This window comes from Micromonospora sp. NPDC047793 (assembly GCF_040642635.1).
Taxonomy (GTDB): domain Bacteria; phylum Actinomycetota; class Actinomycetes; order Mycobacteriales; family Micromonosporaceae; genus Micromonospora.
In genome coordinates, this window is record NZ_JBEYSG010000002.1 from 210829 (window position 1) to 233803 (window position 22975).

The following is a 22975-nucleotide window of genomic DNA, read 5'->3' on the forward strand; positions in this document are numbered from 1 at the left end:
TTAGATGCCAGAGAGCTTACGGCTGTGCGAGGGAGGACCGATGGAGCTGTCGCTGGCGACCCGCACCGTGGGGGAGCACACGGTGCTCGAGGTCGGCGGTGAGGTGGATGTCTACACCGCCCCCCGGCTGCGTGAGCGGCTTCTGGAGTTGATCGACTCTGGGGCCCGGCACGTGGTGGTCGACCTCGGCCGGGTGGACTTCCTCGACTCCACCGGCCTGGGTGTGCTGGTCGGCGCGCTCAAGCGTCTGCGGACCGCCGACGGGACCTTCTCGCTGGTCTGCGACAAGGAGCCGCTGCTCAAGATCTTCCGGATCACCGCGCTGGACCAGGTATTCCCGCTGCATCCCACGGTCGAAGCGGCGACCGGCACCGGCGCGTGATGGCGACGGTCCGGCTCTCCTTCTCTCCGGCGCCGGTGCACGTGCGCACCGCCCGCCTGGTCGGCGTGGCGGTGGCCCGGCGGGCCGGAGTCCGCGAGGACCTGCTCGACGAGGTGCGCCTGGCCATCGGTGAGGCGTGCACCCGTGCGGTCGCCCTGCACCGCCAGTACGGCGTGCCCGATCCGGTGCTGGTCGAGATGTCCGACTCCGGGTCGTACGCGGTGCGGGTGGTGGACCGCGCGCCGATCGAGGCGAGCATCGGTCTCGCCGCGCTCGACGCCGACCAGTTGGCCAATGAGTCCCTCGACGAGGACGACCTCACCACCGGTGTCGGGTTCGCCCTGCTCGCGGGCTTCGTCGAGGATCTTCAGGTGCGGCCGGTCGACGACGGTGTCGGGACCGAGGTGCGGATGGTCTGGCCGGTCGGTCGCTGACCCGTCGGCGCCGCCGGTGACCGCGCATCACGTCAGCGCCGCGTCATGCGGCATTCGTGGCGCCGAGTCTCGATTCATCGGGGCCGTATTCCCTGTGCTGGGAATGCGGCCCCGTTGGCATGGACCCGTTCCTATATCAGATTTCTTTTCATAACACAGCGACGAAGATCATCGGCCGATGGTGCCACCTCGGTGTGACCTCGAACACTGCGGAGGGCTACAGTACCCGGGTTGTCAGCAAGTGATCCACCGGGCAGCCAGCGCAGATGGGCGTCCGTCGCCGGTTCTCGCCGGGTGGGTGGCGCGCACTTGCGAATTCGCATACAGGCACCGGCCGGTGCGTCTCCATCGGCCGGTGCGTTGTTCGGCACAGGAGGACACAGATGTCCGACACCTTGGCCGCCGAGGGCGGCGGGATCTCCCTAACCGGAGCCAATGTCACGTACGTCGTCATCGCCGCGGTGATCGCGTTGGTCGCGCTCGCCTTCGCCGCCGCGCTGACGAAGACCGTGTTGGCCGCCGGCAAGGGCACCACCAACATGCAGGAGATCTCGGGGGCCGTGCAGGAGGGCGCCTCGGCCTACCTGATCCGGCAGTTCCGGACTCTGGCGATCTTCGTGGTGATCGCCGTGGTCCTGCTGTTCCTGCTGCCGGTGCACAACACCGAGGGCAGCGAGACCGCGGTGAAGATCGGGCGCTCGCTCTTCTTCGTGGTCGGCGCGCTGTTCAGCGCCTTCATCGGTGGCGCCGGCATGTGGCTGGCCACCCGGGCCAACCTGCGCGTGGCCGCCGCCGCCCGGGAACGCGAAGGCGGCCGGGAAGCGGCCATGAAGATCGCCTTCCGGACCGGTGGCGTGGTCGGCTTCCTCACCGTCGGCCTCGGCCTCTTCGGTGCCGCGCTGGTCGTGCTGGTCTTCCGGGGTGACGCGCCGACCGTGCTGGAGGGCTTCGGCTTCGGTGCCGCCCTGCTGGCCATGTTCATGCGGGTCGGCGGCGGCATCTTCACCAAGGCGGCCGACGTCGGCGCCGACCTGGTCGGCAAGGTCGAGCAGGGCATCCCCGAGGACGACCCGCGCAACGCCGCCACCATCGCCGACAACGTGGGCGACAACGTCGGTGACTGCGCCGGCATGGCCGCCGACCTGTTCGAGTCGTACGCGGTCACCCTGGTCGCCGCGCTGATCCTGGGCCGCGCCGCGTTCGGCAGCGACGGCCTGGTGCTCCCGCTGATCATCTCCACGATCGGCGTGCTCGTCGCCATCATCGGTGTCTTCATCACCCGGCTGCGCGCCTCGGACCGCAACGGTCTGACCGCGATCAACCGGGCCTTCTACCTCTCCGCGGTGATCTCGGCGGTGCTGGTCGCGATCGCCACGGTCTTCTACCTCCAGCCCACCTGGGCCGCGCAGCTCGGCGACAACTGGCGGGAGAGCCTCGGGGTGGACGGCGGCGACCCGCCGTTCGGCCCGCGCGGCGTGGTGATCGGCGCGGTCGTCATCGGCATCGTGCTCGCCGCCGCGATCCAGGCGCTGACCGGCTACTTCACCGAGACCGACCGGCGTCCGGTGCAGGACATCGGCAAGAGCTCGCAGACCGGTGCGGCCACCGTCATCCTCGCCGGCATCAGCGTCGGCCTGGAGTCGGCGGTCTACTCGGCGCTGCTCATCGCGGGCGGTGTCTTCGGCGCGTTCCTGCTGGGCGGCGGCTCGATCACCCTGTCGCTGTTCGCCGTGGCGCTGGCCGGCACCGGTCTGCTGACCACCGTCGGCGTGATCGTCGCGATGGACACCTTCGGCCCGATCTCCGACAACGCCCAGGGCGTGGCCGAGATGTCCGGTGACATCGACGAGCACGGCGCCCGGACGCTCACCGAGCTGGACGCCGTCGGCAACACCACCAAGGCGATCACCAAGGGCATCGCGATCGCCACCGCCGTGCTGGCCGCCACCGCGCTGTTCGGCTCCTACACCGACACGCTGCGCATCGCGTACGCCGACGCCGGGGTGACCGACGTCGGTGCCGAGATCCTCAACGCGCTGAACGTGGCCAACCCGCAGAACCTGGTCGGTCTGATCATCGGTGCGGCCGTGGTGTTCCTCTTCTCCGGCCTGGCCATCAACGCGGTCTCCCGCTCGGCCGGCGCCGTGGTGATGGAGGTCCGCCGACAGTTCCGCGAGCTGCCCGGGATCATGGACGGCACCCAGCGCCCGGAGTACGGCAAGGTGGTCGACATCTGCACCCGGGACGCCCAGCGTGAGCTGCTGACGCCGGGTCTGCTGGCGATCCTGGCGCCGATCGCGGTCGGTTTCGGCCTCGGGCCCGGCGCGCTGGCGTCGTACCTGGCCGGTGCGATCGGGGCGGGCACGCTGATGGCGGTCTTCCTGGCCAACTCCGGCGGTGCCTGGGACAACAGCAAGAAGATGGTCGAGGACGGCGCGTACGGCGGCAAGGGCTCCGACGCGCACGCGGCGACCGTCATCGGCGACACCGTCGGTGACCCGTTCAAGGACACCGCCGGCCCGGCCATCAACCCGCTGCTCAAGGTGATGAACCTGGTCTCGCTGCTGATCGCGCCGGCCGTGGTGGCCTGGAGCATCGGCGAGGACCGCAACGTCGGCCTGCGGGTCGGTGTCGCGCTGGTGGCGACCCTGATCATCGTCGCGGCGGTGGTGTTCAGCAAGCGCAAGAGCGTGGCGATGGACGAGGGCAACGACAGCGGTGGCACCGGCACCGCTGACCCGCGTCCGGAGGCGATCAAGGCCTGACGCCCGTCGGCACCACGGTCCCCGGTCGGTTCGTCGCCGACCGGGGACCGCTCGCCTGTACGGCCCGTACACCTGACCGGTGCCGACGGCGAGGAGAAGCCGTACCCTGCAACGCATGCGTACCTGCCGGGCGGCGACCGCCGGAAAGCTCACGGTGGTCCTGGCTACGCTGGTTCTGCTGGCCGCCTGCGGCTCCAGCGGTCCGAGCCCTCGGGCGTGGGCGGCGTCGGTGTGCACCGCGCTGAGCCCGTGGCGCGCCGAGATCAGCAAGTTGACCAGCAGCACCAACGAGCAGATGACCGCACAGACCACTCCCGCGCAGGCCAAGGAGAACCTGGTCCGCCTCTTCGCCGGTGCCGAGGAGGCCAGCGAGACCGCGCGGCTCAAGGTGGAGCAGGCCGGCGTACCCAAGGTGGAGCAGGGCGAGGAGGTCTCCGCCGGCTTCCGGGCCGCGCTCGCCTCGATGCGGGACGCCTACGGCCGGGCCCGCACCACCATCGACGGGCTCGGCATCGGCGAGGCCGGCACCTTCTACGACGGCGTCCGGTCGACGGTGGAGACCCTTCAGCAGGAGTACGACGCCAGTGCGCTGGACACCAGCCGGCTCAACTCGGAGGAGTTGAAGCGCGCCTTCGACGAGGTACCTGAATGCCGTTGAGCGGTTCCGGAGAGACACCGGCGGCACTCCCGCTGCCGGTGACCTTCCCGGTGCCCGACCCGGCGACACGCCGACGCGGCGAGCCGGCCGAACGCCCCACAGCGCCCGAGCGGGGTGCCACCGGCGAACGGCAACTGGTCTTCTTCGGCGCGGAGACCGGGGAACCCTCCGTGGCCGACCTGGCCGGGCTGCTCGCCGGGCCGGGCGAGGTGCACCGGATGGGCGGGACCGCCCGCCTGACGGTGGAGGTGGACGCCGCCTGGCGGGTGCACGTGCTCGTCACCGAGTTGGGTCGTCGGGGCGTACGGGCGACCTGGGAACCGACCGGGGACCGGCGGTACGCGGTACGGACGGCGTACACCCGGACGATCGTGCCGCTGGCGGCGGCCTGGCTGCGCGGCCCGACCCAGTCGCCGCCCTCGGGTTTCCAGCTCGACGGCCGTCGGCTGCGGCTCTGGCTGGCCGCCGCCGGAGTGGCCGAAACGCCCGACTTCGTCCTTCGTCTCGGCGGCACCGATCCCCGCCGGTGGGCGGTGGTCGGCGCGGCGCTGCACGCGGCCGGGCTCACCGGCGACCTGCTCGCGCCGGATGCGGGCGGGCCGGCGTACCGGATCGCCGGTCGACGCCGGTCGTCACGCCTCGCGGAGCTGGTGGGTGAGCGTCCGGACGCGGCTCCGCCCGGCACCTGGCCGACCCGCGACTGATCCGCCGCCGGCTGTCCGATCGAAGACAGCCGGGCGTCGGGAAACACAGGGAGAATCGGCCGGGTCGCACCTCCACCGAGGGGCCGCCCTGATCACAGTGACCCGTTCCATGCCCTACTCAGGGTGTACGGTGACGCCGTCCGGCGCGACCACAGATCGTCCCGGGCGAATTGCCGCCCGCGAAACCCGAAACACGGACGGCGCGTTACGTTGGACATCCGGACCGCTGGGTATCGGTGGGGCGAGTGCGCCCGGAACCGGGCGATGGCGCGGCCATGAGCAGGAAAGAGGTCGAAGCAGACGTGCCGAGCAACGCTGGAACCACCCGTCTGGTCATCGTCGAGTCTCCGGCGAAGGCCAAGACGATCTCGGGCTACCTCGGCCCGGGGTACGTCGTGGAGGCCAGCTTCGGGCATGTCCGCGACCTGCCGCGTAACGCTGCCGACGTGCCCGCCCGGTACAAGGGCGAGTCCTGGGCCCGGCTCGGCGTCGACGTCGACAACGGCTTCCACGCCCTCTACGTCGTCTCCGCCGACCGCAAGCAGCAGATCAGCAAGCTGACCAAGCTCGCCAAGGAGGTCGACGAGATCTTCCTGGCGACGGATGAGGACCGCGAGGGCGAGGCGATCGCCTGGCACCTGGTCGAGACGCTCAAGCCGAAGGTGCCGGTCCGGCGGATGGTCTTCCACGAGATCACCAAGCCGGCGATCCAGGCGGCGGTGGCCAACCCCCGGGAGATCGACCGCGACCTGGTCGACGCCCAGGAGGCCCGGCGCATCCTCGACCGCCTCTACGGCTACGAGGTCTCCCCGGTGCTGTGGAAGAAGGTCATGCCGAGGCTCTCGGCGGGCCGGGTGCAGTCCGTGGCGACCCGGATCGTGGTCGAGCGGGAGCGGCAGCGGATGGCCTTCCGCACCGCCGAGTACTGGGACATCCTGGCCACGCTCGCCGTGACGAACGCCGGTGAGGGGCCGCGCACCTTCAACGCCACCCTGGTCGCGCTGAACGGCGACCGGATCGCCACCGGCAAGGACTTCGAGCCCACCACCGGCCGGGTCAAGCCCGGCGCCGGCGTGGTGCACCTCGACGAGAGCGGAGCGCGGGGGCTCGCCGCCCGCCTCGACGGGCGGCCGTTCACCGTCACCCGCGTCGAGGAGAAGCCGTACCGCCGTCGCCCGTACGCGCCCTTCATCACCTCCACGCTCCAGCAGGAGGCGGCCCGCAAGCTGCGGTTCTCGTCGCAGCAGACGATGCGTACCGCGCAGCGGCTCTACGAGAACGGCTACATCACCTACATGCGTACCGACTCGGTGAGCCTGTCGGAGACCGCCATCGCGGCGGCCCGCCGGCAGATCGTCGAGCTGTACGGCGAGCGCAGCGTGCCGCCGGAGCCGCGCCGTTACACCGGCAAGGTGAAGAACGCGCAGGAGGCGCACGAGGCGATCCGCCCGGCCGGGGACAACTTCCGCACCCCGGGCGAGGTGGCCAAGGAGCTGTCGGCCGAGGAGTTCAAGCTCTACGAGCTGATCTGGCGGCGCACCATCGCCTCGCAGATGACCGACGCGGTCGGCTCCAGCGTCTCGGTCCGGATCCGGGCCACCACCGTCGGCGGCGAGGAGGCCGACTTCGGCGCCACCGGCAAGACCATCACCGACCCGGGCTTCCTGCGCGCGTACGTCGAGTCCAGCGACGACGAGAACGCCGAGGCCGAGGACGCCGAGCGCCGGCTGCCCAACCTGGTCAAGGACCAGCCGCTGACCGCCGACCAGTTGGCGGCGCAGGGCCACCACACCCAGCCGCCCGCCCGCTACACCGAGGCGTCGCTGGTCAAGGCGCTGGAGGAGTTGGGCATCGGTCGCCCCTCCACGTACGCGTCGATCATGCAGACCATCCAGGACCGTGGGTACGTGGTCAAGCGCGGCCAGGCGATGATCCCCTCGTTCCTCGCGTTCGCCGTGATCGGGCTGATGGAGCGGCACTACCCGCGCCTGATCGACTACGACTTCACGGCCAGCATGGAGAACGAGCTGGACGAGATCGCCGGTGGTGACCACGCGGCCGTCGACTTCCTCACCGCGTTCTACTTCGGCACCACCAACGGTGCCGGTGACCAGGACATCGCCCGTTCCGGTGGGCTCAAGAAGCTGGTCACCGAGAACCTCAGCGACATCGACGCGCGCAGCGTCAACTCGATCCCGCTCTTCAGCGACGACGAGGGACGCGAGGTCGTGGTGCGGGTCGGCCGGTACGGGCCGTACCTCCAGCGTCGGGTGCCCGGCGAGGAGCAGGCACCGGCCGCCGAGGGCGAGGAGGGCGCGGCCCCGGGCGACCGGGCGCCGATCCCCGAGGGCATCGCGCCGGACGAACTGACCCCGGAGAAGGTCCACGAGCTGTTCCTCGGCGGCGGGGGCGAGCGCAAGCTCGGCGACGACCCGGCGACCGGCGAGCCGATCGTGCTCAAGTCCGGCCGGTTCGGCCCGTACGTGGCCAGTGGCGAACGCAAGTCCTCGCTGCTGCGCTCGCAGTCCCCGGACTCGCTCACCTTCGACGAGGCGCTCAAGCTGCTCAGCCTGCCCCGGGTGATCGGGGTGGCCCCGGACGGCGCGGAGGTGGTGGCCAACAACGGCCGCTACGGCCCGTACGTCAAGCAGGGCGACGAGTTCCGTTCGCTGGACTCCGAAGACAAGATGTTCACCGTCACGCTGGACGAGGCGCTGGCCCTGCTGGCCGCACCGAAGAACCGGCAACGACGGGCCGCCGCGCCGCCGCTGCGGGAGATGGGTGCCGACCCGTTGACCGAGAAGCCACTGGTCATCAAGGACGGTCGGTTCGGCCCGTACGTCACCGACGGGGAGACGAACGCGTCACTGCGGCGTGGCCAGACCCCGGAGGCGCTGACCCTGGAGGAAGCCTCCGAGATGCTCGCCGAGAAGCGGGCGAAGGGTCCGGCGCCGAAGAAGAAGGCCGCTGCCAAGAAGGCACCTGCCAAGAAGGCCCCCGCCAAGGCCGGTGCCGCCAAGACCGCCGCCTCGAAGTCCGCCACCAAGGCCACCGCCTCGAAGACGGCGTCGAAGGCGGCAGCCTCGAAGGCCGCACCGAGGAAGGCGGCGCCGAAGAAGGCCACCGCCGCCAAGAAGGCCCCCGCCGCCGACTGACCCCGTCCACCGACGGACTCGCCCCACACCGCCGGGGCCCCACCGGAGTTGACCAAGGGGTTTGCACCCTCGGACCTGCCCCCTCCGTGACCAAACTCCTTGATCGACACGGGGGTCAGGGGGTGGGGGTGGGGTGGGGGCCCAGGAGGGTGTCTAGGTAGGGGGTGGTGAAGGTGCGGTGCGGGTCCAAACGGGCGCGCATCTGCTGGAACTCCTGCCAGCGCGGGTAGGCGTCGGCCAGCGTCGCGGCGTCGCGCCAGTGCAGTTTGCCCCAGTGCGGGCGTCCGGTCAGGCCGGTCGCCACCTGTTCGAAGGCCCGGAAGTACGGCTCGTACGGCATCCCGACGTACTGGTGCACCGCGATGTACGCCGACTCGCGACCGTACGAGTGCGACAGCCAGATGTCGTCGGCGGCGGTGAAGCGGACCTCGACCGGGAACAGCACCTTGAACGACAACCCGTCGATGATCCGGCGCAGCGCGTCGAGTGCCTCGCCGACGGCGTCGCGCGGCAGTGCGTACTCCATCTCGGTGAAGCGGACCCGGCGCGGGGTGCAGAAGACCGTGTCGGAGCGTCCGGTGTAGGCGCGTTCGCTGAGCACCCGCGCGCTGACGGCGCTGATCGGTGGGGCCAGGGCCGGTGCGGCGCGACCGAGCCGGCAGGCGGCGGCGAAGACGTTGTTGGCCATGAAGTCGTCGTCCAGCCACCGGCGCCAGCCGGGTAGCGGTCGGTCGTCGGCGGCCGTCCGGTCGTTGGTCTTGAGCTGCACCCTGGTGGTGTACGGGAACCAGAAGAACTCGACGTGGTCGTGCCGGTCGATCAGGTCGGGCAGCCCGGCGAGTACGGCGTCGAGGTGGGCGGGGCGTTCGTGGGCCCGCAGCACGAAGGCGTCCACGCAGCGCAGGGTGACCTCGACCAGGACGCCGAGGGCGCCGAGCGAGATCCGGGCCGCGTCGAACACGTCGGGGTGCTGGTCGGCGGAGCAGTGCAGGACCTCGCCGGTTCCGGTGACCAGGGTCAGCGCCTCGACGAAGGTGGCCAGTCCGCCGTGTCCGGCGCCGGTGCCATGGGTGCCGGTGGAGATCGCGCCGGCCACGGTCTGCGCGTCGACGTCGCCGAGGTTCGGCAGCGCCAGGCGGTGCGTGGCGAGGAGCGAGTTCAGTTCCCGCAGCGTCATCCCGGCCGGTACGGTGACGAGACGTCGATCGGTGTCCACGCGTACGTCGACGGCGAGTCGGCTCAGGTCCATCCGCCGGTCGTGGGCGACCGCGACGGCGGTGAAGGAGTGTCCACTGCCGACCGGCCGGATCCGTTCACCGGCGGCGGTGGCGGAGCGTACGTGCTCGGCGACCTCTCCGACGGATGTCGGGCGCAGGACGCCGGTCGCCACGCTGTGCTGGTTGCCGCCCCAGTTGGACCAGGAGGTGGGGGTGCGTCCGGTGCCGGCCATGGCGTGCTCCTCAAGATGAATATGAACCGAGTTCATATCAGGAACGTTCTTCCTGGTAAATACCGCAATCGAGGTCCGCTCGTTGTACCGGTAGTCACGAACTCGTGACGTGCAGATATGTTCATCCGTCGAAGGGGGGTGGCGAGTGTCAACTTCAGCCGCCACGACCGGCCCACTGCGTCGCGTACCAGTGCAGGGTCGTAGTGTCGCGCGCGTCCAGCGAATGCTGGACGCCTGCGCTGAACTCGTCGACGAGGTGGGGTACGAAGGACTGACCACCACCCTGCTCGCCGAGCGGGCCGAGGTGGCGATCGGATCGGTCTACCAGTTCTTTCCGGACAAGCGGGCGATCGTGCAGGCGCTCACGCTGCGCACGATGGAGTCCTACCTCCAGCGGCTCGACGAACGCTTCGCCTCGGACGACCTGACTCACTGGTGGGACGGGGTCGACGCGGGCATCGACGAGTACATCACGATGCACCGCACCGTTCCCGGCTTCCGTACCCTGCACTTCGGCGACGTGGTCGACCTGCATCTGCTCGATGAGCAGCGCGACAACAACGGGGTGATCGCCGACCAGTTGGCCCGGGTGCTCACCGAACGGTTCGGGCTCGCCGACGTTCCCGACCTGCGTTTCCACCTGGAGATCGCAGTAGAGGCGGCGGACTCCCTGATCAAGCTCGCGTTCCGGCGCACGTCGGACGGCGACGACCGGGTGCTGGCCGAGGCGAAGGCGCTGATCCGGGAGTACCTGCACCGCCAGATGGAGGCGCGGGGCGACACCGGCCGCCGGCCGGTCGGGCAGCCCGCGAAGCCGGGCGACGACCAGATCGCCGAGGCCGCCGAGCCGCCGGCCACGCAGCGCGCCTGACCTCACCCGACCCGGCGACGCAGCCCGCGGGGAACCCGCCCGGCCCGCCGGACCGGTGGCACCGAGTGCACCACGCCACGACCACGGCGGAGAACCACGCCGTGGTGTCGGTGCGGAGTGCTCAGAGGAAGGCGTGTCCCTCGCCCCGATAGGTCGGTACGGTGCCCACCACGTGGTCGCCGTCGACCAGGTGCAGCTCGTTCACCCGTTCGCACAGCTCGCCGGACTTGGCGTGGCGGAACCAGACCCGGTCTCCGACACGCAGGGTGGCGGCCGGCGCGCCGGTCAGCGGGGTCTGCACCTCGCCGGCACCCTCGGCGCCGAGCAGCTTCAGGCCGGTCGGCAGCCACGGGCGGGGCAGCCGGCTGTCGGCGGCGGAACCGGAGGCGATCCAGCCGCCGCCGAGCACGGTGGCCAGGTCAGGTGCCGGCCGGCGGACCACCGCGCAGGCGAAGAACGCCGCCGGGGTGGGCCGCCAGGTGCGGTACGCGTCGAAGAGCGTCGGTCCGTACAGCCCCGATCCCGCGGTGACCTCGGTGACCGCGGGATCGGCGCTGGTGGCGGCCACGCTGCCGGTCCCACCGCCGTTGACGAACTCCAGGTCGGCGTGTTCGCGTACCGCAGCCACCGCCGCACCTCGGCGGGCCAGCAACTCGCGGTACGACCCGCGCTGGGCCACCCGGATCGCGGCGCCGAGCATCGCCTGCCCCGGCGGGGCGTCGCCCAGGCCGGCGATCTGCGCCTCGTACGACATCAGGCCGACCAGCCGGTAGCCGGCCCGCCGGGCGACGGTGGCGGCGAGTCGGCCGGCCGCCCGGGCGGTGTGCACCGGTGAGCGGCGGACCCCGACGTGCACCCGGCCGCCCAGCAGTCGCCACGAGGCGTCCAGGTCGAGGCAGACACGCAGCTCCGGGCGGTGGCCCGGGGCGGTCACCGTGTCGTAGAAGTCGAGCTGGCCGGGGTCGTCGACCATCAGCGTGATCGCCGCCGCCAGCGCCGGATCGGCGGCCAGCTCGGTCAGCGCCCCACGGTCGGCGGTGGGGTACGCCACCAGCACGTCGGCGGTGACCCCGGTCCGGACCAGCCAGATCGCCTCGGGCAGCGTGAACGCCATCACCGACCGCCAGCCCGGGCGGGCCAGCGCGCGGGCGATCAGGTCCCGGCAGCGCAGCGACTTGCTGGCGATCCGCAGCGGCTTGCCGATGGCCCGCGAGGTCAACGCGGCGGCATTGTCGTCGAAGGCCGTGAGGTCGACCACCGCGTACGGAGGGTCGAGGTGCGCGGTCGCCCGGTCCAGCCGGTGGCGCAGGTTATCGCTGTCGGTGGCCACGTGTGCACGCTAACTGTGAAACGGTGAATGCGAAATACCCTCGCATCTGGCGGCCGGGGTCGGGTTGGCAACCGCGTCCTAGGCTCGGCGAGCAGGTGATGCGCGACGGGGGGAGGTCCCCGTCGGGACTAGAGTGTTCCACCGGGGGTGCCCAGCGATGGGCCGGCACGTGGAGGTACGGCCATCGAAAGCCAGTTCAACGGCGAGTCGTCCGGCGTGTCGCCGTCCGCGGACCAGCCCGCCGGGACATCCGGCCGGGACACGACCGGCTTACCCGGCGGCGGTGCCGCCGGCCAGCCCGCCGATCCCAAGAGCCCACCGGGCGCGCCCACCGACCCGAAGAGCCCACCGAGCGGGCCCGCCGCCCAGGCCGACCTGTCCGGCTACGGCGCGATCCGCTCGGTGCTGCGTATCCGCCCGTTCCGCCGGCTCTGGATCGTGCTCGGCGCCGCCTCCTTCGGCGACTGGCTCGGCCTGCTCGCCACCAGTGTCTTCGCCGCCGCTCAGGTGGAGGGGAACACCGCCAAGGGCGCTGCGTTCGGTGGCGTGATCGCCATCCGGCTGCTGCCCGCACTGGTCCTCGGCCCGTTCGCCGGGGTGCTCGCCGACCGGTTCGACCGCCGCTGGACCATGGTCATCTGCGACGTGCTGCGATTCCTGCTGTTCGCCTCCATCCCGCTGTACGCGCTCACCGGCGCCAGCGGCGCCCGGGTGGTGAGCTGGGCGGCGATCGCCACGTTCCTGATCGAGACGGTCACCCTGCTCTGGATCCCGGCCAAGGAGGCCGCGGTCCCCAACCTCATCCCGCGAGCCCGGCTGGAGACCGCCAACCAGCTCACGCTCATCACCACGTACGGCCTGACCCCGATCGCCGCCGCGATCCTGCTCGCCTCGGGCGACGGCATCGTCCGGGGTGTGACCGGCGGCGAGATGCCCGCCTGGGCCGAGCCGGCCCAGCTCGCGCTCTGGTTCAACGCGCTCTCCCGCCTCGCCACCGCCCTGGTGGTGGCGTTCGGCATCAAGGAGATCAGCCAGGCGCAGACCGCCGAGGGGGAGCGCACCGAGCAGAGCATGCTGCGCCAGTTCGCCGAGGGCTGGCGGTTCATCGCCCAGACCCCGCTGGTCCGCGGCCTGGTCCTGGGCATCCTGGGTGCCTTTGCCGGCGGCGGCATCGTGATCGGCACCGCCCGCTTCTTCGCCGCCTCGCTCGGCGCCGGTGACGCCGCGTTCTATCTGCTCTTCGGCGCGATCTTCCTGGGCCTGGGGATCGGCATCGGGCTCGGCCCGATGATCGTCCGGGACATGTCCCGGCGCCGCTGGTTCGGCATGAGCATCGTGCTGGCCAGCGCCTCGGTGATGACGCTGGCCTTCGCCTTCCACCTGTCCATGGCCCTGCTCGGCGCGATCCTGGTCGGCGCCGGGGCCGGGATGGCCTTCCTCTCCGGCACCACGCTGCTCGGCGGCGAGGTCGCCGACGAGGTACGCGGTCGGGTCTTCGCCGTGGTGCAGATCGGTACCCGGCTGGTGCTGATCCTGGCCATCGCGCTGGGCAGCCTGCTCGCCGGCGTCGGCGGCTCCCGGACGTTCGAGATCGCCGACCTGGGCATCTCGGTCTCCTCGACGCGGCTGCTGCTGCTCGTCGCCGGTGCCGCCGGGATCTTCGCCGGGATCAGCGCGTTCGGGCAGATGGACGACAAGAAGGGCGTGCCGGTCCTGGCCGACCTGTGGGGATCGATCCGGGGTCGCCCGCTGATGCCGGCCGAGCCGTTCGTCTCGGCCGGGCTCTTCGTGGTCTTCGAGGGTGGCGAGGGCGCGGGCAAGTCGACCCAGCTCGCCCAGCTCGCCGAGCGGTTGCGCGGCGACGGGCGGGACGTGGTGGTGACCCGGGAACCGGGTGCGACCGCCGTCGGCACCCGGATCCGGTCGATGGTGCTGGACACCACCGGGGACGAGGCGCCCTCGCCGCGCGCCGAGGCCCTGCTCTACGCCGCCGACCGGGCTCACCACGTGGCCACCGTGGTCCGTCCCGCCCTGGTCCGGGGCGCGGTGGTGATCAGTGACCGGTACGTCGACTCCTCCCTGGCGTACCAGGGTGCCGGTCGTACGCTGCCGGTCGACGAGGTCTCCTGGCTCTCCTCCTGGGCCACCGGTGGGCTCAAGCCCGACCTGGTGGTGCTGCTCGACGTCGACCCCCGGACCGGGCTGTCCCGGGTGGCCGCACGGAGCCAGGCCGCCGACCGGCTGGAGGCCGAGTCGGTGGGCTTCCACGAGCGGGTCCGGTACGCCTTCCTCGACCTGGCCGCCGCCGACCCCAAGCGGTACCTCGTCCTCGACGGCTCCCGCCCGGCGGAGGAGATCGCCGAGCAGGTGGCCCGCCGGGTGGAGGAACTGCTCGGTGCCCCCGGCGGCATCTCGCACCCGGACCCGGCGAACGGCCCGGACACCTCGGTCCAGCCCGAGTTATCCCCATCGGAGCTGGTGACGACGGAGCGAAGTTGATGCCGGACGCCTTCGCCGACCTGGTCGGGCAGGACGACGCGGTGGAGACGCTGCGCCGTGCGGCGTCGGCCGCCGCCGCGGTGCTGCGCGCCGTCGACGGCCCGGACACCGGGCCGACGGCGTCCCCGGACGGTCCGGACGAGGGCGACGGTACGTCCCCGGGGGGCGACCCGGGCGCGGGGATGACCCATGCCTGGATCTTCACCGGGCCGCCGGGCTCGGGACGGTCGGTGGCGGCACGTGCCTTCGCCGCCGCGTTGCAGTGCGTCCACGGCACCGGCTGCGGCACCTGCCCGGGATGCCACACCACGCTCGCCGGCACCCACGCCGACGTGCGGCTGGTGGTGCCCGAGGGACTCTCCATCGGCGTCAACGACATGCGGGCGCTGGTGCTCCGCGCGGCCAGCACCCCGTCCGGCGGGCGCTGGCAGGTGGTGATCATCGAGGACGCCGACCGGTTGACCGAGGCGGCCGGCAACGCGCTGCTCAAGGCCGTGGAGGAACCGCCGCCGAGGACCGTCTTCCTGCTCTGCGCGCCGTCCACCCACCCGGACGACATCTCGGTGACCATCCGGTCGCGCTGCCGGGTCGTACCACTGCGGCAGCCCTCGGCCGAGGCGGTCGCCGAGGTGCTGGTCCGCCGCGACGGCATCGCGCCCGACGTGGCCCGGTGGGCGGCGGCGGCCACCCAGGGACACGTGGGGCGGGCCCGGCTGCTGGCCAGCGATCCACAGGCCCGGTCGCGGCGGGACGCGGTGCTCGCGGTGCCGCGTCGGCTGACCGGGGTGGGTGCCGCGTTCGACGCGGCGTCCGCGCTGATCGAGGCGGCCGAGGCGGAGGCCGAGGCGTCCGTGGCCGAGCTGGACGCGGCGGAGCGTGCCGCGCTGGAGACCGCGCTCGGGGCGGGCGGCACCGGCCGGGGCGCGGCGGGGGCCGCCCGGGGCTCCGCCGGCCAACTGAAGGAGCTGGAGCGCCGCCAGAAGTCCCGGGCGACCCGGGCTCAGCGGGACGCGCTGGACCGGGCCCTGGTCGACCTGGCCGCCTTCTATCGGGACGCACTCGCCGTGGCATGGTCGGCGCCGGTGGCGCCGGTGCACACCGACACCGTCGACCTGGCCGACGCCGGTGCCCGTAAGTGGCAGGCGGAGGGGGCGTTGCGGCGGCTGGAGGCGGTGCTCACCTGCCGGTCCGCGATCGAGGCCAACGTCAAGCCCCGGATCGCGGTCGAGTCGATGATGCTCGCCCTCTGGAAGGGCTGACCCCGGCCCGCGTCCCACCGGATGCCGCGTCCTGACGGAGCGGTCGGCTCCGGGATCCGCGCAGGCATCGACACGCCCGATTCTGGTGCGGTACGGTCCGGTGTGCCGTGGTGACGGCGGCGGTACGCACAGTGAGGGCGACTGGGGAGGAGTCCGCTGATGCCTCGGGGCGAGATCGACGAGGCGTGGATCGAGGAGGCGGTCCGACGCTACCGTCGGATCGAGTCCCTCCAGGCCGAGTTCGACCAGGCCGTGGCGACGGTCGAGGTCACCGTCCGGTCGCCGGACGGCCTCGTCGAGGTGGTGGTGACCGCCGATGGCCGGATCACCGACGTGCGTTTCCTCGGCCCGCTGCACGCCCGCCAGCCGCGTGACGTCGCGGGTTCGGTGCGGGCCGCGGTGGTCGCCGCGGCGGACGCCGCCCAGTGGGCCCGGGAGAAGCTGCACAACGAGACGTTCACCGCCTACCGGCCACTGACGGGGGCGTGACATGGACACCCTTCGTGCCCTGGCCGCACGGATCGACGAGGCGAGCGCCACGTTGACCGCGCTGTCCCGCTCGGTCACCGCCGCCGACCCCGCGCAGGTCTCGTTCGGCGCGGACGCGCCGGGGAGACCCGGCGAGATCGGGCGGGCGCTGCACCGGCAGTGGATCACCGCCACCGGTGACCGGGCCCGTGAGGCGCACGCCGCCGCCGCGCAGTTGACCGCCACGGCGGCCGCGCTGCGCCAGGCCGCCGACCGCTATTCCGACACCGACTCCGCCGCCTCCCGCCGGCTGGCCGGGGAGAGGTGATGGACGCCCTGGACCGGCTCGCCGAGCCCGGGATCGACCTGCTGCGCCGGGTCGACACCCTGCTCGCCGCCGGGGCTCCGGAGGGCCACCGGGTCTGGCCGTTGCTGCGTCGGATGCAGGTGCTGCCCGGCGACGCACTGCGCAGCTTCCTCGACCTGCGGGCGGCACCGTTGGCCGGTGCCGGGCACACGGTGCGCCGGCACGTGCACGGGTACGACCACGCCTGCGCCACGCTGACCGATCCGCTGCTCTGGTCCGGGCCGGCCGCCGCCGCGTACGGGCAGTCCCGCACGATGCTGCTGCGCCACCTCGACGACGGCCCGGAGAGTCTGGTCGGGCGTCTGGAGGCCACCGCCGGCTACGCCGACGCCCTCGCCGACTGGGTGGAGGGCAGCCGGCTCACCGTCGCCCGCACCCTGGCCGAGGTGATCGGCTCGGCCGAGGCGGTCTCGGTGGTGGCGGCCACCTCCATCACCCGCGAGCCGCCGCACTCCGGGCCCTCGTCGCCGGGCACTGCTGCCGCCGCCGAGATCGCGGCCCGGGTGCTGGCCGTGCTCTGCGTCGCGTACGACGGGGCGGAGACGCTCCTGCGGCAGTGGGCGCCGAGCCTGGCCGAGTCCCCGTTGCGGACGACGTCGACCCGGTTCCGCCCCGGCACCGCCCCGGGCGGGACGACCACCCGCGTCGGCTGGTAGCAGCACGGCCGGACGTCCCGGCCGGGCTCGGCCGGTGAGCGGGGCGCGCTGGCACGCAGCACGGCGCCGCACACGGGAACCCGATCGGGCCCACGCGGCGGCGCCGTGACTTTCCTGCACCCCCCGCAGGTCTGTCCCACACTCAACGCTGTCGAGCCCCGTTTGTCCCGTCCGTGACGGAGTATTCAGCCGTCCGGTCGCCATCGTCGTACCGGTCGGTGACACGGGATCGGTCGAGTCGACAGTCATGGATGATTACGCGGTGCGGTCACCCGTCACGCCGGCCCGACGGAAATCCGGCGGCGCGTCGTAGGGTGAGGAGCATGGGCATGCTCTGCGCGGTCAGCTTCCAGCGGTACGGGCGTCTCTACTACCTCGACCCGGGTGACTTCCGACCGCAGGTCGGCGACAAGGTGCTGGTGCCCACCGACGACGGGCCCGAGGTGGCGGAGTGCGTCTGGGCCGCGCAGTGGGTCAGCGACGACACCGAGGGCTTCCCCCGGCTGGCCGGGCTGGCGCAGGAGGAGGATCTGCGCCGGGACGAGACGCTGCGGCGCCGCAAGGCGGAGGCGAAGGTCGCGGCGAAGCGGCTGATCCGCGAGCACGGCCTGCCGATGAAGGTGGTGGCGATCGACCACGTGCTCGGCAGCGCCGACGGCGGCGGCGAGCGCAGCACCGTCTATTTCACCGCACCGCACCGGGTGGACTTCCGCTCCCTGGTCCGCGATCTCGGGGCGACCCTGCACTGCCGGGTGGAGTTGCGCCAGCTGTCGGCCCGCGACTCGGCCCGGGTGCAGGGCGGCATCGGCTCCTGCGGGCGTGACCTCTGCTGCGCCACCTTCCTGAACGACTTCGAGCCGGTCACCATCCGAATGGCCAAGGACCAGGACCTGCCCCTCAACCCGCTGCGCATCTCCGGTGCCTGCGGCCGGCTGATGTGCTGCCTCAAGTACGAGCACCCGCTCTATCAACGCTTCCAGGAGTCGGCGCCGGAGGTCGGTAGTCGCGTCTCCACCCCGAAGGGGGAGGGCCGGGTGGTTGGCCACAGCGTCCCGCGCGACGCCGTCACCGTACGCCTCGACACCGACGGCTCGCGCTCCCTCTGCTCCCGCGCCGACGTGTGCGGCTCACGCCAGGCGTACGACAGCCGTGACCAATCCGGCCCGGAGGGCGTGACGCCCCGGCGCTGACCGTTCGGGACGCTGCTCGCCGTGCCCCGCTGGTTGTCCTGCGGCGATGGGTGTGCGGTTCACCGAGCTGCGTGGGGCCGGTCAGCGCAGGACGACGGGAGGTTCGGCCAGCCGGGGACGCAGCGGGCGGCCCGGGGCGAGCCAGGATGCCTCGGGCGATTCGTCGGGGTTGACGCGCCACCGGCGGCCCACCCGGTCGACCGCGATCGGATAGAGGGTGAGCGTGCCGTCCGGGTCGATGCGCATCCGCACGAAGCCCTTGGCGTCCTCGATGCCCTGACCGGCGAAGAGTTCGTTGACGTTTACCCCGAAGGCGCTCGCCACCAGCAGGTACGCGGCCACCAGTTGGCTGGCCACCAGGCCGATCACCGGCAGATAGATCGTGGCGGCGGCCACTGCGGGCAGCGGCCACGGCCAGTCGTGGAACGGCAACGACACCCACGCCCAGGTGCCGGCGGCGGCCAACCCGACGTGGGCCAGCCCGTGCCCGACACCCAGCAGCCAGTGCCGGACGTGCCGTTTGCCGCTGGAACTGGGCGGCTTCGCGAACAGGGCCGCCGCGAGCACGGTCACCAGCACCATCATCACCAACGGCACGCTGAACAGTCGCTGCTCCGAGGCTTCCGCACGGAAGTCGGTCACGCCGGCCATGGAGAGCATCAGCAGGGTGTGCAGGATGCCCAGCAGCGTCGAGAAGCCGGGATTGCGCAGCGGCAACCGGCCGAAGATCCCCCAGCCGTACCGGCGGGAGCGGGCCGCGTCGGGGTAGCGGGCGGCCAACTCGTACGCGCGAGAGGGGCTGGAGCGGCGGGCCAGGGTGTCCCGGGGCGGCACCTCGATCTGCTCGGGCAGCTTGTGCGTCGGGTAGAGGTACGCCCCGCCGCTGCCCGAGGTGACCAGTTGCCGGCCGTCCGGCCCGGTGTAGCGGGCGTAGTGGTGCAGGTCGCCGGAGATCAACAGGCGTACCTGGGCACCGGTGGGCGCGACGATGGTCCGGATGAAATAGTCGATCGAGTCGTACGCGGTGGGCTGGTCGACGGCCTTCACCCAGGCCGGAGCCGGCACCGCCAGGATCACCCTGCTCTGCGGGCCCAGTTTCTCCGCCACCGCGTCGAAGTAGGTGAGCTGCGGGTCGTCGACGTACGAGCCGGACTGGTCGTCGAGCCCGAGCAGCCACCAGTCGGCGGGCAGTTCGGCGGCGAAGTACGAGCGGGACTGGCCGGTCCGCCAGCCGCCGAAGTGACGGTCCCGGGTCCGGACGAACAACCGCAGGAACGCGGTCAGCCCGTCGTACCAGTCGTGGTTGCCCGGCACCGCGAAGATCGTCGGCTGCTCCGGCGGCGTGGTCGGCAGCGCCGCCTGGTACGGACCCTTGCACCGGTCCTCGTACGCCTCGTACGCCGCCGACGGGTAGACCTGGTCGCCGCCCATCACCAGGGTCTGCGCCCGGGGCAGCCGGTGCCCGTCCACCTCCAGCTCGCGCTGCGCGAGCAGGTACGCCACCGAGTACGTGGCGTTGAAGCCGTCGCCCAGGTCGGCCACGTAGTCGAGCCAGAGCCCGCCGTCCGGCCCGACCTGGCGGGCGACCTCCGCGTCCAGCGCCTTCTGGAGTTCGCGCTTGTCCAGGTACGCCCCGAACAGCATCGCCAACAAGGTCCGCAGACCGGTGCTGATCAGCAGGAACGGTGCGAGCCACGGCACCGGCTTGCGCGGCGTGAAGCCCAGCTCCAGCGGATCGGTGCTGCGCGGCCGTCGCGCCGCCCGCCCTCCGGAAGCCTCCTCGGCGTACGTCCCGAGTGGCGCCGCCCGGCCGCCGGCCGTCACCGGCTCGGGCGCGTGGTGGCTGTCGGCCTCGGGACGCGTACCGTCACCGGGCAGGGGGTCGAACGGTTCGTCGCGGGGGATGTGGTCGTCGGTCACCCGCCGGAGCGTAGTGCCGCGCGGTGTGCCGTGCCGAGCCCGAACGCGCCCGATGTCCGGTCCGTCGAGTCCGGGGAATCCCGCTCCGCCCCGGCCTGGTGCGTGCCGTACACTTGGCGATCGTTGCCGCCTTAGCTCAGTCGGCTAGAGCGACGCACTCGTAATGCGTAGGTCGACGGTTCGATTCCGTCAGGCGGCTCGGATAGCGAAGGCCCTGGTCGGCACCACTGACCGGGGCTTCTCGCATCTGCCGACAGATCAGCTCGCCCGGCGCTCAGTTGCACCATCCCGTTGCAGTAGCGCCGCGAGGTTGCCGTCCATCAGCGCGCTGACGGCCCGGTCGACCGCCTCGCGCTTCGTCCGCTGAGTCCGAGGAGCCACCGGGCGGCCTGCTGGCTGCCACCGCATGATTTGATCACTCGGCCGTACAGGCGGAGTGTGCCCAGGGCGCGGACGGAGATCCACAGGGTCCGCCGGGCTGTCGCGTTTCCAGTGGGACGACCGGCACGCGGCGCAGCGGGGTTAGCGGACAGGCCGGAAGTGTTGCTCCAGCCTGCCCGCAACCGTCGCTACGGCGTAGGTGAAGGCGAACTCCCGCCGTAGTCGCCGCCCAGGAGCGCCCCGCCGAAGATCGAAAACAAACAGCCCGCGCAGCAGAGTGCAAGCAGGACCGGCCCCGCGATCCAGAAGAAGATCGCCCACACGCCCGTCGTTGTCGCCCGGTTAGATCGCTGCTGAACGAACACCACCGGCGGTAGCTGTGGCGGGTGCTGCTGCGGCGGGTAGCGCTGCTGCTGGTGAGGCGGCTGCCGGTACGGGTCGTGAGGATGCATTCGACCATCGTGACCACGCTTCGCAGTTGATCGGTACCTTCAATCGGATCGATGCGTGCCCCCGAAGCTGGCGAGGTGAGCGGCCTGTGAGGTGACCGAGGAATCCCGGGAGCCAGAGGCCTTTTCTCTATGCAGATCGAGGTGCACTACCCCGTCTTCGCCCTCATCGTCGTCACCCCGAGCGGGCCCCACATGCTCCTCATCGCCAGCGGATCACGTCGGCAGGCCACCCGCAGGCGATCTGCTGTGGCCTGCCGACGCCGAGCACATCCGCCCGCCACGACCCGCTCGCGGGCAGGCCGGAAGTGGCGCTCCGGCCTGCCCGCCCCGAAGCGACGTAAAGCAGCAGGTAGCTCGCTGGGCTCCCCAGCCCAGAGGCCCTTTCCTATGCCTTCACGCAGAGGTCACCGGTTGAAACCCGGGAGTCGCCACCACAGCACTACGAATTCGACACGCCCTCGTTGAAGCCTTCGTTGAAACCCTCCATGAACGCCGAGAAAGACCCGGTCAGCAGGCACCCCGCACAGCACAGCGCGATCAGAATCGCCGGCACCGCGATCCACAAGACGATCGCCCACCCTCCCAGCCCAGCTTTGTTCGGCTGCTGCTGGACATACACCATCGGCGGCGGCTGAGGCGGGTACTGGTGCGGCGGATAGTGCGGCTGCTGCTGGTACGGGTCGTGAGGATGCATCCGGCCATCGTGACCACGCACCGACTCGCGCGGTACCACCGATCGGTACATCCTGGATCACCGAAGAGGGCACACCGAAAGGCGGGGAGCGCAACAACGAGGGGAGTCAAGAATCCGCACGAGCCGCCGCGGGCCGACGACGGCGAACCCACGGGTCGGCAAGCCGCTGGCTGCTGCCCGCAGCGGCGGGTCACCGGTCCGACTCCCCGACGGCGGCTCCCACCCCCTGTCACAGGTGGCGCCCATACTCGACGGCATCCCCACGATCGCGATGCCAGCCGGAGGTCCCGCCGTGCCGTACACACCAGTCGTCGTCAGCCTGCCGATCGCCGACCGGCAGGTCTCGCACGACTTCTACCGGGCCGTTCTCGGTCTGGCCACGATCGGTGAGCCGGCCGGGGACGGCCTGCCCGAGCCGTTGCAGTTCGAGGTCAACGCCGGGTTGCGCCTGATGCTGGTGCCGACCGGTGGCTTCGGCTGGGTGCTCGGCGGCCGGGAGGTGGCCGACCGCCGGCACAGCGAGTGCGTACTCGGGTTGACCGTGGACGGCCCGGCCGAGGTCGGCAGCCTGGTCTCCCGCGCGCGTGACGCCGGTGCGGAGGTGGTCACCGAGGCGGGGCCGCAGCCCTGGGGATACGCGGGCACGTTCGCGGACCCGGACGGCCACCTGTGGATGGTCACCGCCGCCGGTGCGGCCGGTCAGGAGGAGTAGAGCCTGCGGGCGTACTCCGGTCCGTAGTGGCGCTCCAGGTCGGCCAGGGTCTCCACCGGGTTCTGCACCTCCTTGATCAGGCGGGCGGTGCTGGGCAGGGGGTCCGCCGGCCAGCTCTCCGGCTTCCACAGCGCGGAGCGGAGGAACGCCTTCGCGCAGTGGAAGAAGATCTGCTCGATCTCCACCACCACGGCGAGCACCGGGCGGTGGCCCTTGACCACCATCTGGTCGAACCAGGGCGCGTCGCGTAGCAGCCGGGCCCGCCCGTTGATCCGCAGCGTGTCGCCACGCCCCGGGATCAGGAAGATCAGCCCGACGTGCGGGTTCTCCAGGATGTTGCGGTAGCCGTCGGCGCGCTTGTTGCCGGGGCGCTCCGGGATGGCGATGGTCCGGTCGTCCAGCACGAGGGTGAAGCCGGCCGGATCACCCTTGGGCGAGACGTCGCAGGCGCCGTCCGCCCCGGCCGTGGACACCAGACAGAACGGCGACGCGGCCAGCCACTGCCGGTCGCGCTCGTGCAGCGTGGTGCGTTCCTTCTCGGCGGCGCGGGGTGTCGGGGTGCCGAGCAACTCGCGTAACTCCACCACCGAAGTGATCTCTGCCGTCACTGTGTGCCTCCCCGTGAAGT

19 protein-coding genes and 1 tRNA gene are annotated in these 22975 nt (G+C 71.8%); 15 read left to right on the plus strand and 5 right to left on the minus strand.

All coding sequences use genetic code 11. The annotated features are described in order from the left end of the window. The first annotated feature begins 40 nt into the window (after window positions 1–40). The 6 genes from ABZ738_RS05715 to topA all read left to right on the plus strand — a co-directional run bounded on the left by ABZ738_RS05715 (window position 41) and on the right by topA (window position 8098). A complete protein-coding gene (locus ABZ738_RS05715; protein ID WP_131054046.1) occupies window positions 41–382 on the plus strand; it encodes an STAS domain-containing protein in 342 nt (113 codons plus the stop codon). After that, a complete protein-coding gene (locus ABZ738_RS05720) occupies window positions 379–816 on the plus strand; it encodes an ATP-binding protein (RefSeq protein WP_131054045.1) in 438 nt (145 codons plus the stop codon). Before ABZ738_RS05715 ends, ABZ738_RS05720 begins: the two co-directional genes overlap by 4 nt. Window positions 817–1199: 383 nt before the next feature. After that, complete coding sequence (locus ABZ738_RS05725) at window positions 1200–3581, plus strand: sodium-translocating pyrophosphatase (protein WP_131054044.1); 2382 nt, start codon at window positions 1200–1202, stop codon at window positions 3579–3581. Window positions 3582–3696: 115 nt separating this feature from the next. Next, window positions 3697–4239, plus strand: coding sequence for a hypothetical protein (locus tag ABZ738_RS05730; protein WP_131054043.1), 543 nt, complete (start codon window positions 3697–3699; stop codon window positions 4237–4239). Next, window positions 4230–4943, plus strand: coding sequence for a hypothetical protein (locus ABZ738_RS05735; protein WP_357211359.1), 714 nt, complete (start codon window positions 4230–4232; stop codon window positions 4941–4943). The genes ABZ738_RS05730 and ABZ738_RS05735 overlap by 10 nt, the downstream gene beginning before the upstream one ends. Before the next feature lie 302 nt (window positions 4944–5245). Further along, window positions 5246–8098 carry a type I DNA topoisomerase gene (gene topA, locus ABZ738_RS05740; protein ID WP_357211772.1) on the plus strand — a complete coding sequence of 951 codons (2853 nt, stop codon included), beginning with the start codon at window positions 5246–5248 and terminating at the stop codon, window positions 8096–8098. 115 nt (window positions 8099–8213) lie between these two features. Here topA and ABZ738_RS05745 read toward each other — a convergent pair whose 3' ends face one another. Next, on the minus strand, window positions 8214–9548 hold the full coding sequence (locus tag ABZ738_RS05745; protein ID WP_357211361.1) for a D-arabinono-1,4-lactone oxidase: 1335 nt from the start codon (window positions 9546–9548) through the stop codon (window positions 8214–8216). A gap of 223 nt (window positions 9549–9771) precedes the next feature. Between ABZ738_RS05745 and ABZ738_RS05750 the strand changes: the two genes are divergently transcribed. Beyond that, window positions 9772–10419 (plus strand): TetR family transcriptional regulator, encoded by a 648-nt coding sequence (locus tag ABZ738_RS05750; protein ID WP_176095627.1) that lies wholly within the window; start codon window positions 9772–9774, stop codon window positions 10417–10419. Between the two features lie 121 nt (window positions 10420–10540). On the opposite strand, the gene ABZ738_RS05755 is transcribed toward ABZ738_RS05750, so the two are convergent. After that, window positions 10541–11749 (minus strand): amino acid deaminase/aldolase, encoded by a 1209-nt coding sequence (locus ABZ738_RS05755; RefSeq protein ID WP_131056974.1) that lies wholly within the window; start codon window positions 11747–11749, stop codon window positions 10541–10543. A 402-nt stretch (window positions 11750–12151) separates the two neighbouring features. Between ABZ738_RS05755 and tmk the strand changes: the two genes are divergently transcribed. The 6 genes from tmk to ricT all read left to right on the plus strand — a co-directional run bounded on the left by tmk (window position 12152) and on the right by ricT (window position 18188). Next, complete coding sequence (tmk, locus tag ABZ738_RS05760) at window positions 12152–14248, plus strand: dTMP kinase (protein WP_131056976.1); 2097 nt, start codon at window positions 12152–12154, stop codon at window positions 14246–14248. Then, a complete protein-coding gene (locus tag ABZ738_RS05765) occupies window positions 14248–15507 on the plus strand; it encodes a DNA polymerase III subunit delta' (RefSeq protein ID WP_357211364.1) in 1260 nt (419 codons plus the stop codon). The genes tmk and ABZ738_RS05765 overlap by 1 nt, the downstream gene beginning before the upstream one ends. Window positions 15508–15666: 159 nt before the next feature. Further along, window positions 15667–15996, plus strand: coding sequence for a YbaB/EbfC family nucleoid-associated protein (locus tag ABZ738_RS05770; protein ID WP_357211367.1), 330 nt, complete (start codon window positions 15667–15669; stop codon window positions 15994–15996). Between the two features lies 1 nt (window position 15997). Next, window positions 15998–16303 (plus strand): type VII secretion target, encoded by a 306-nt coding sequence (locus tag ABZ738_RS05775; protein WP_176092378.1) that lies wholly within the window; start codon window positions 15998–16000, stop codon window positions 16301–16303. Then, on the plus strand, window positions 16303–16998 hold the full coding sequence (locus ABZ738_RS05780; protein ID WP_131054207.1) for a hypothetical protein: 696 nt from the start codon (window positions 16303–16305) through the stop codon (window positions 16996–16998). Before ABZ738_RS05775 ends, ABZ738_RS05780 begins: the two co-directional genes overlap by 1 nt. Window positions 16999–17321: 323 nt before the next feature. Beyond that, window positions 17322–18188, plus strand: a complete 867-nt coding sequence (ricT, locus tag ABZ738_RS05785; RefSeq protein WP_176092380.1) for a regulatory iron-sulfur-containing complex subunit RicT — start codon at window positions 17322–17324, stop codon at window positions 18186–18188. Between the two features lie 81 nt (window positions 18189–18269). Here ricT and ABZ738_RS05790 read toward each other — a convergent pair whose 3' ends face one another. Next, window positions 18270–20012, minus strand: a complete 1743-nt coding sequence (locus ABZ738_RS05790) for a metallophosphoesterase (protein ID WP_236145827.1) — start codon at window positions 20010–20012, stop codon at window positions 18270–18272. A gap of 221 nt (window positions 20013–20233) precedes the next feature. On the opposite strand from ABZ738_RS05790, the gene ABZ738_RS05795 reads away from it, so the two are divergent. Then, window positions 20234–20307 (plus strand) — tRNA-Thr (locus ABZ738_RS05795). Between the two features lie 1073 nt (window positions 20308–21380). Here ABZ738_RS05795 and ABZ738_RS05800 read toward each other — a convergent pair. Continuing rightward, window positions 21381–21635, minus strand: coding sequence for a hypothetical protein (locus tag ABZ738_RS05800; RefSeq protein WP_131054203.1), 255 nt, complete (start codon window positions 21633–21635; stop codon window positions 21381–21383). A gap of 292 nt (window positions 21636–21927) precedes the next feature. On the opposite strand from ABZ738_RS05800, the gene ABZ738_RS05805 reads away from it, so the two are divergent. Further along, window positions 21928–22347 (plus strand): VOC family protein, encoded by a 420-nt coding sequence (locus tag ABZ738_RS05805; protein WP_176092388.1) that lies wholly within the window; start codon window positions 21928–21930, stop codon window positions 22345–22347. Here the strand turns inward: ABZ738_RS05805 and ABZ738_RS05810 are convergent. Continuing rightward, the gene (locus tag ABZ738_RS05810; RefSeq protein ID WP_357211373.1) at window positions 22335–22955 is read right to left on the minus strand and encodes a pyridoxamine 5'-phosphate oxidase family protein; all 621 of its coding nucleotides are present in this window, start codon (window positions 22953–22955) and stop codon (window positions 22335–22337) included. The genes ABZ738_RS05805 and ABZ738_RS05810 overlap by 13 nt on opposite strands. Between the last annotated feature and the right edge of the window lie 20 nt (window positions 22956–22975).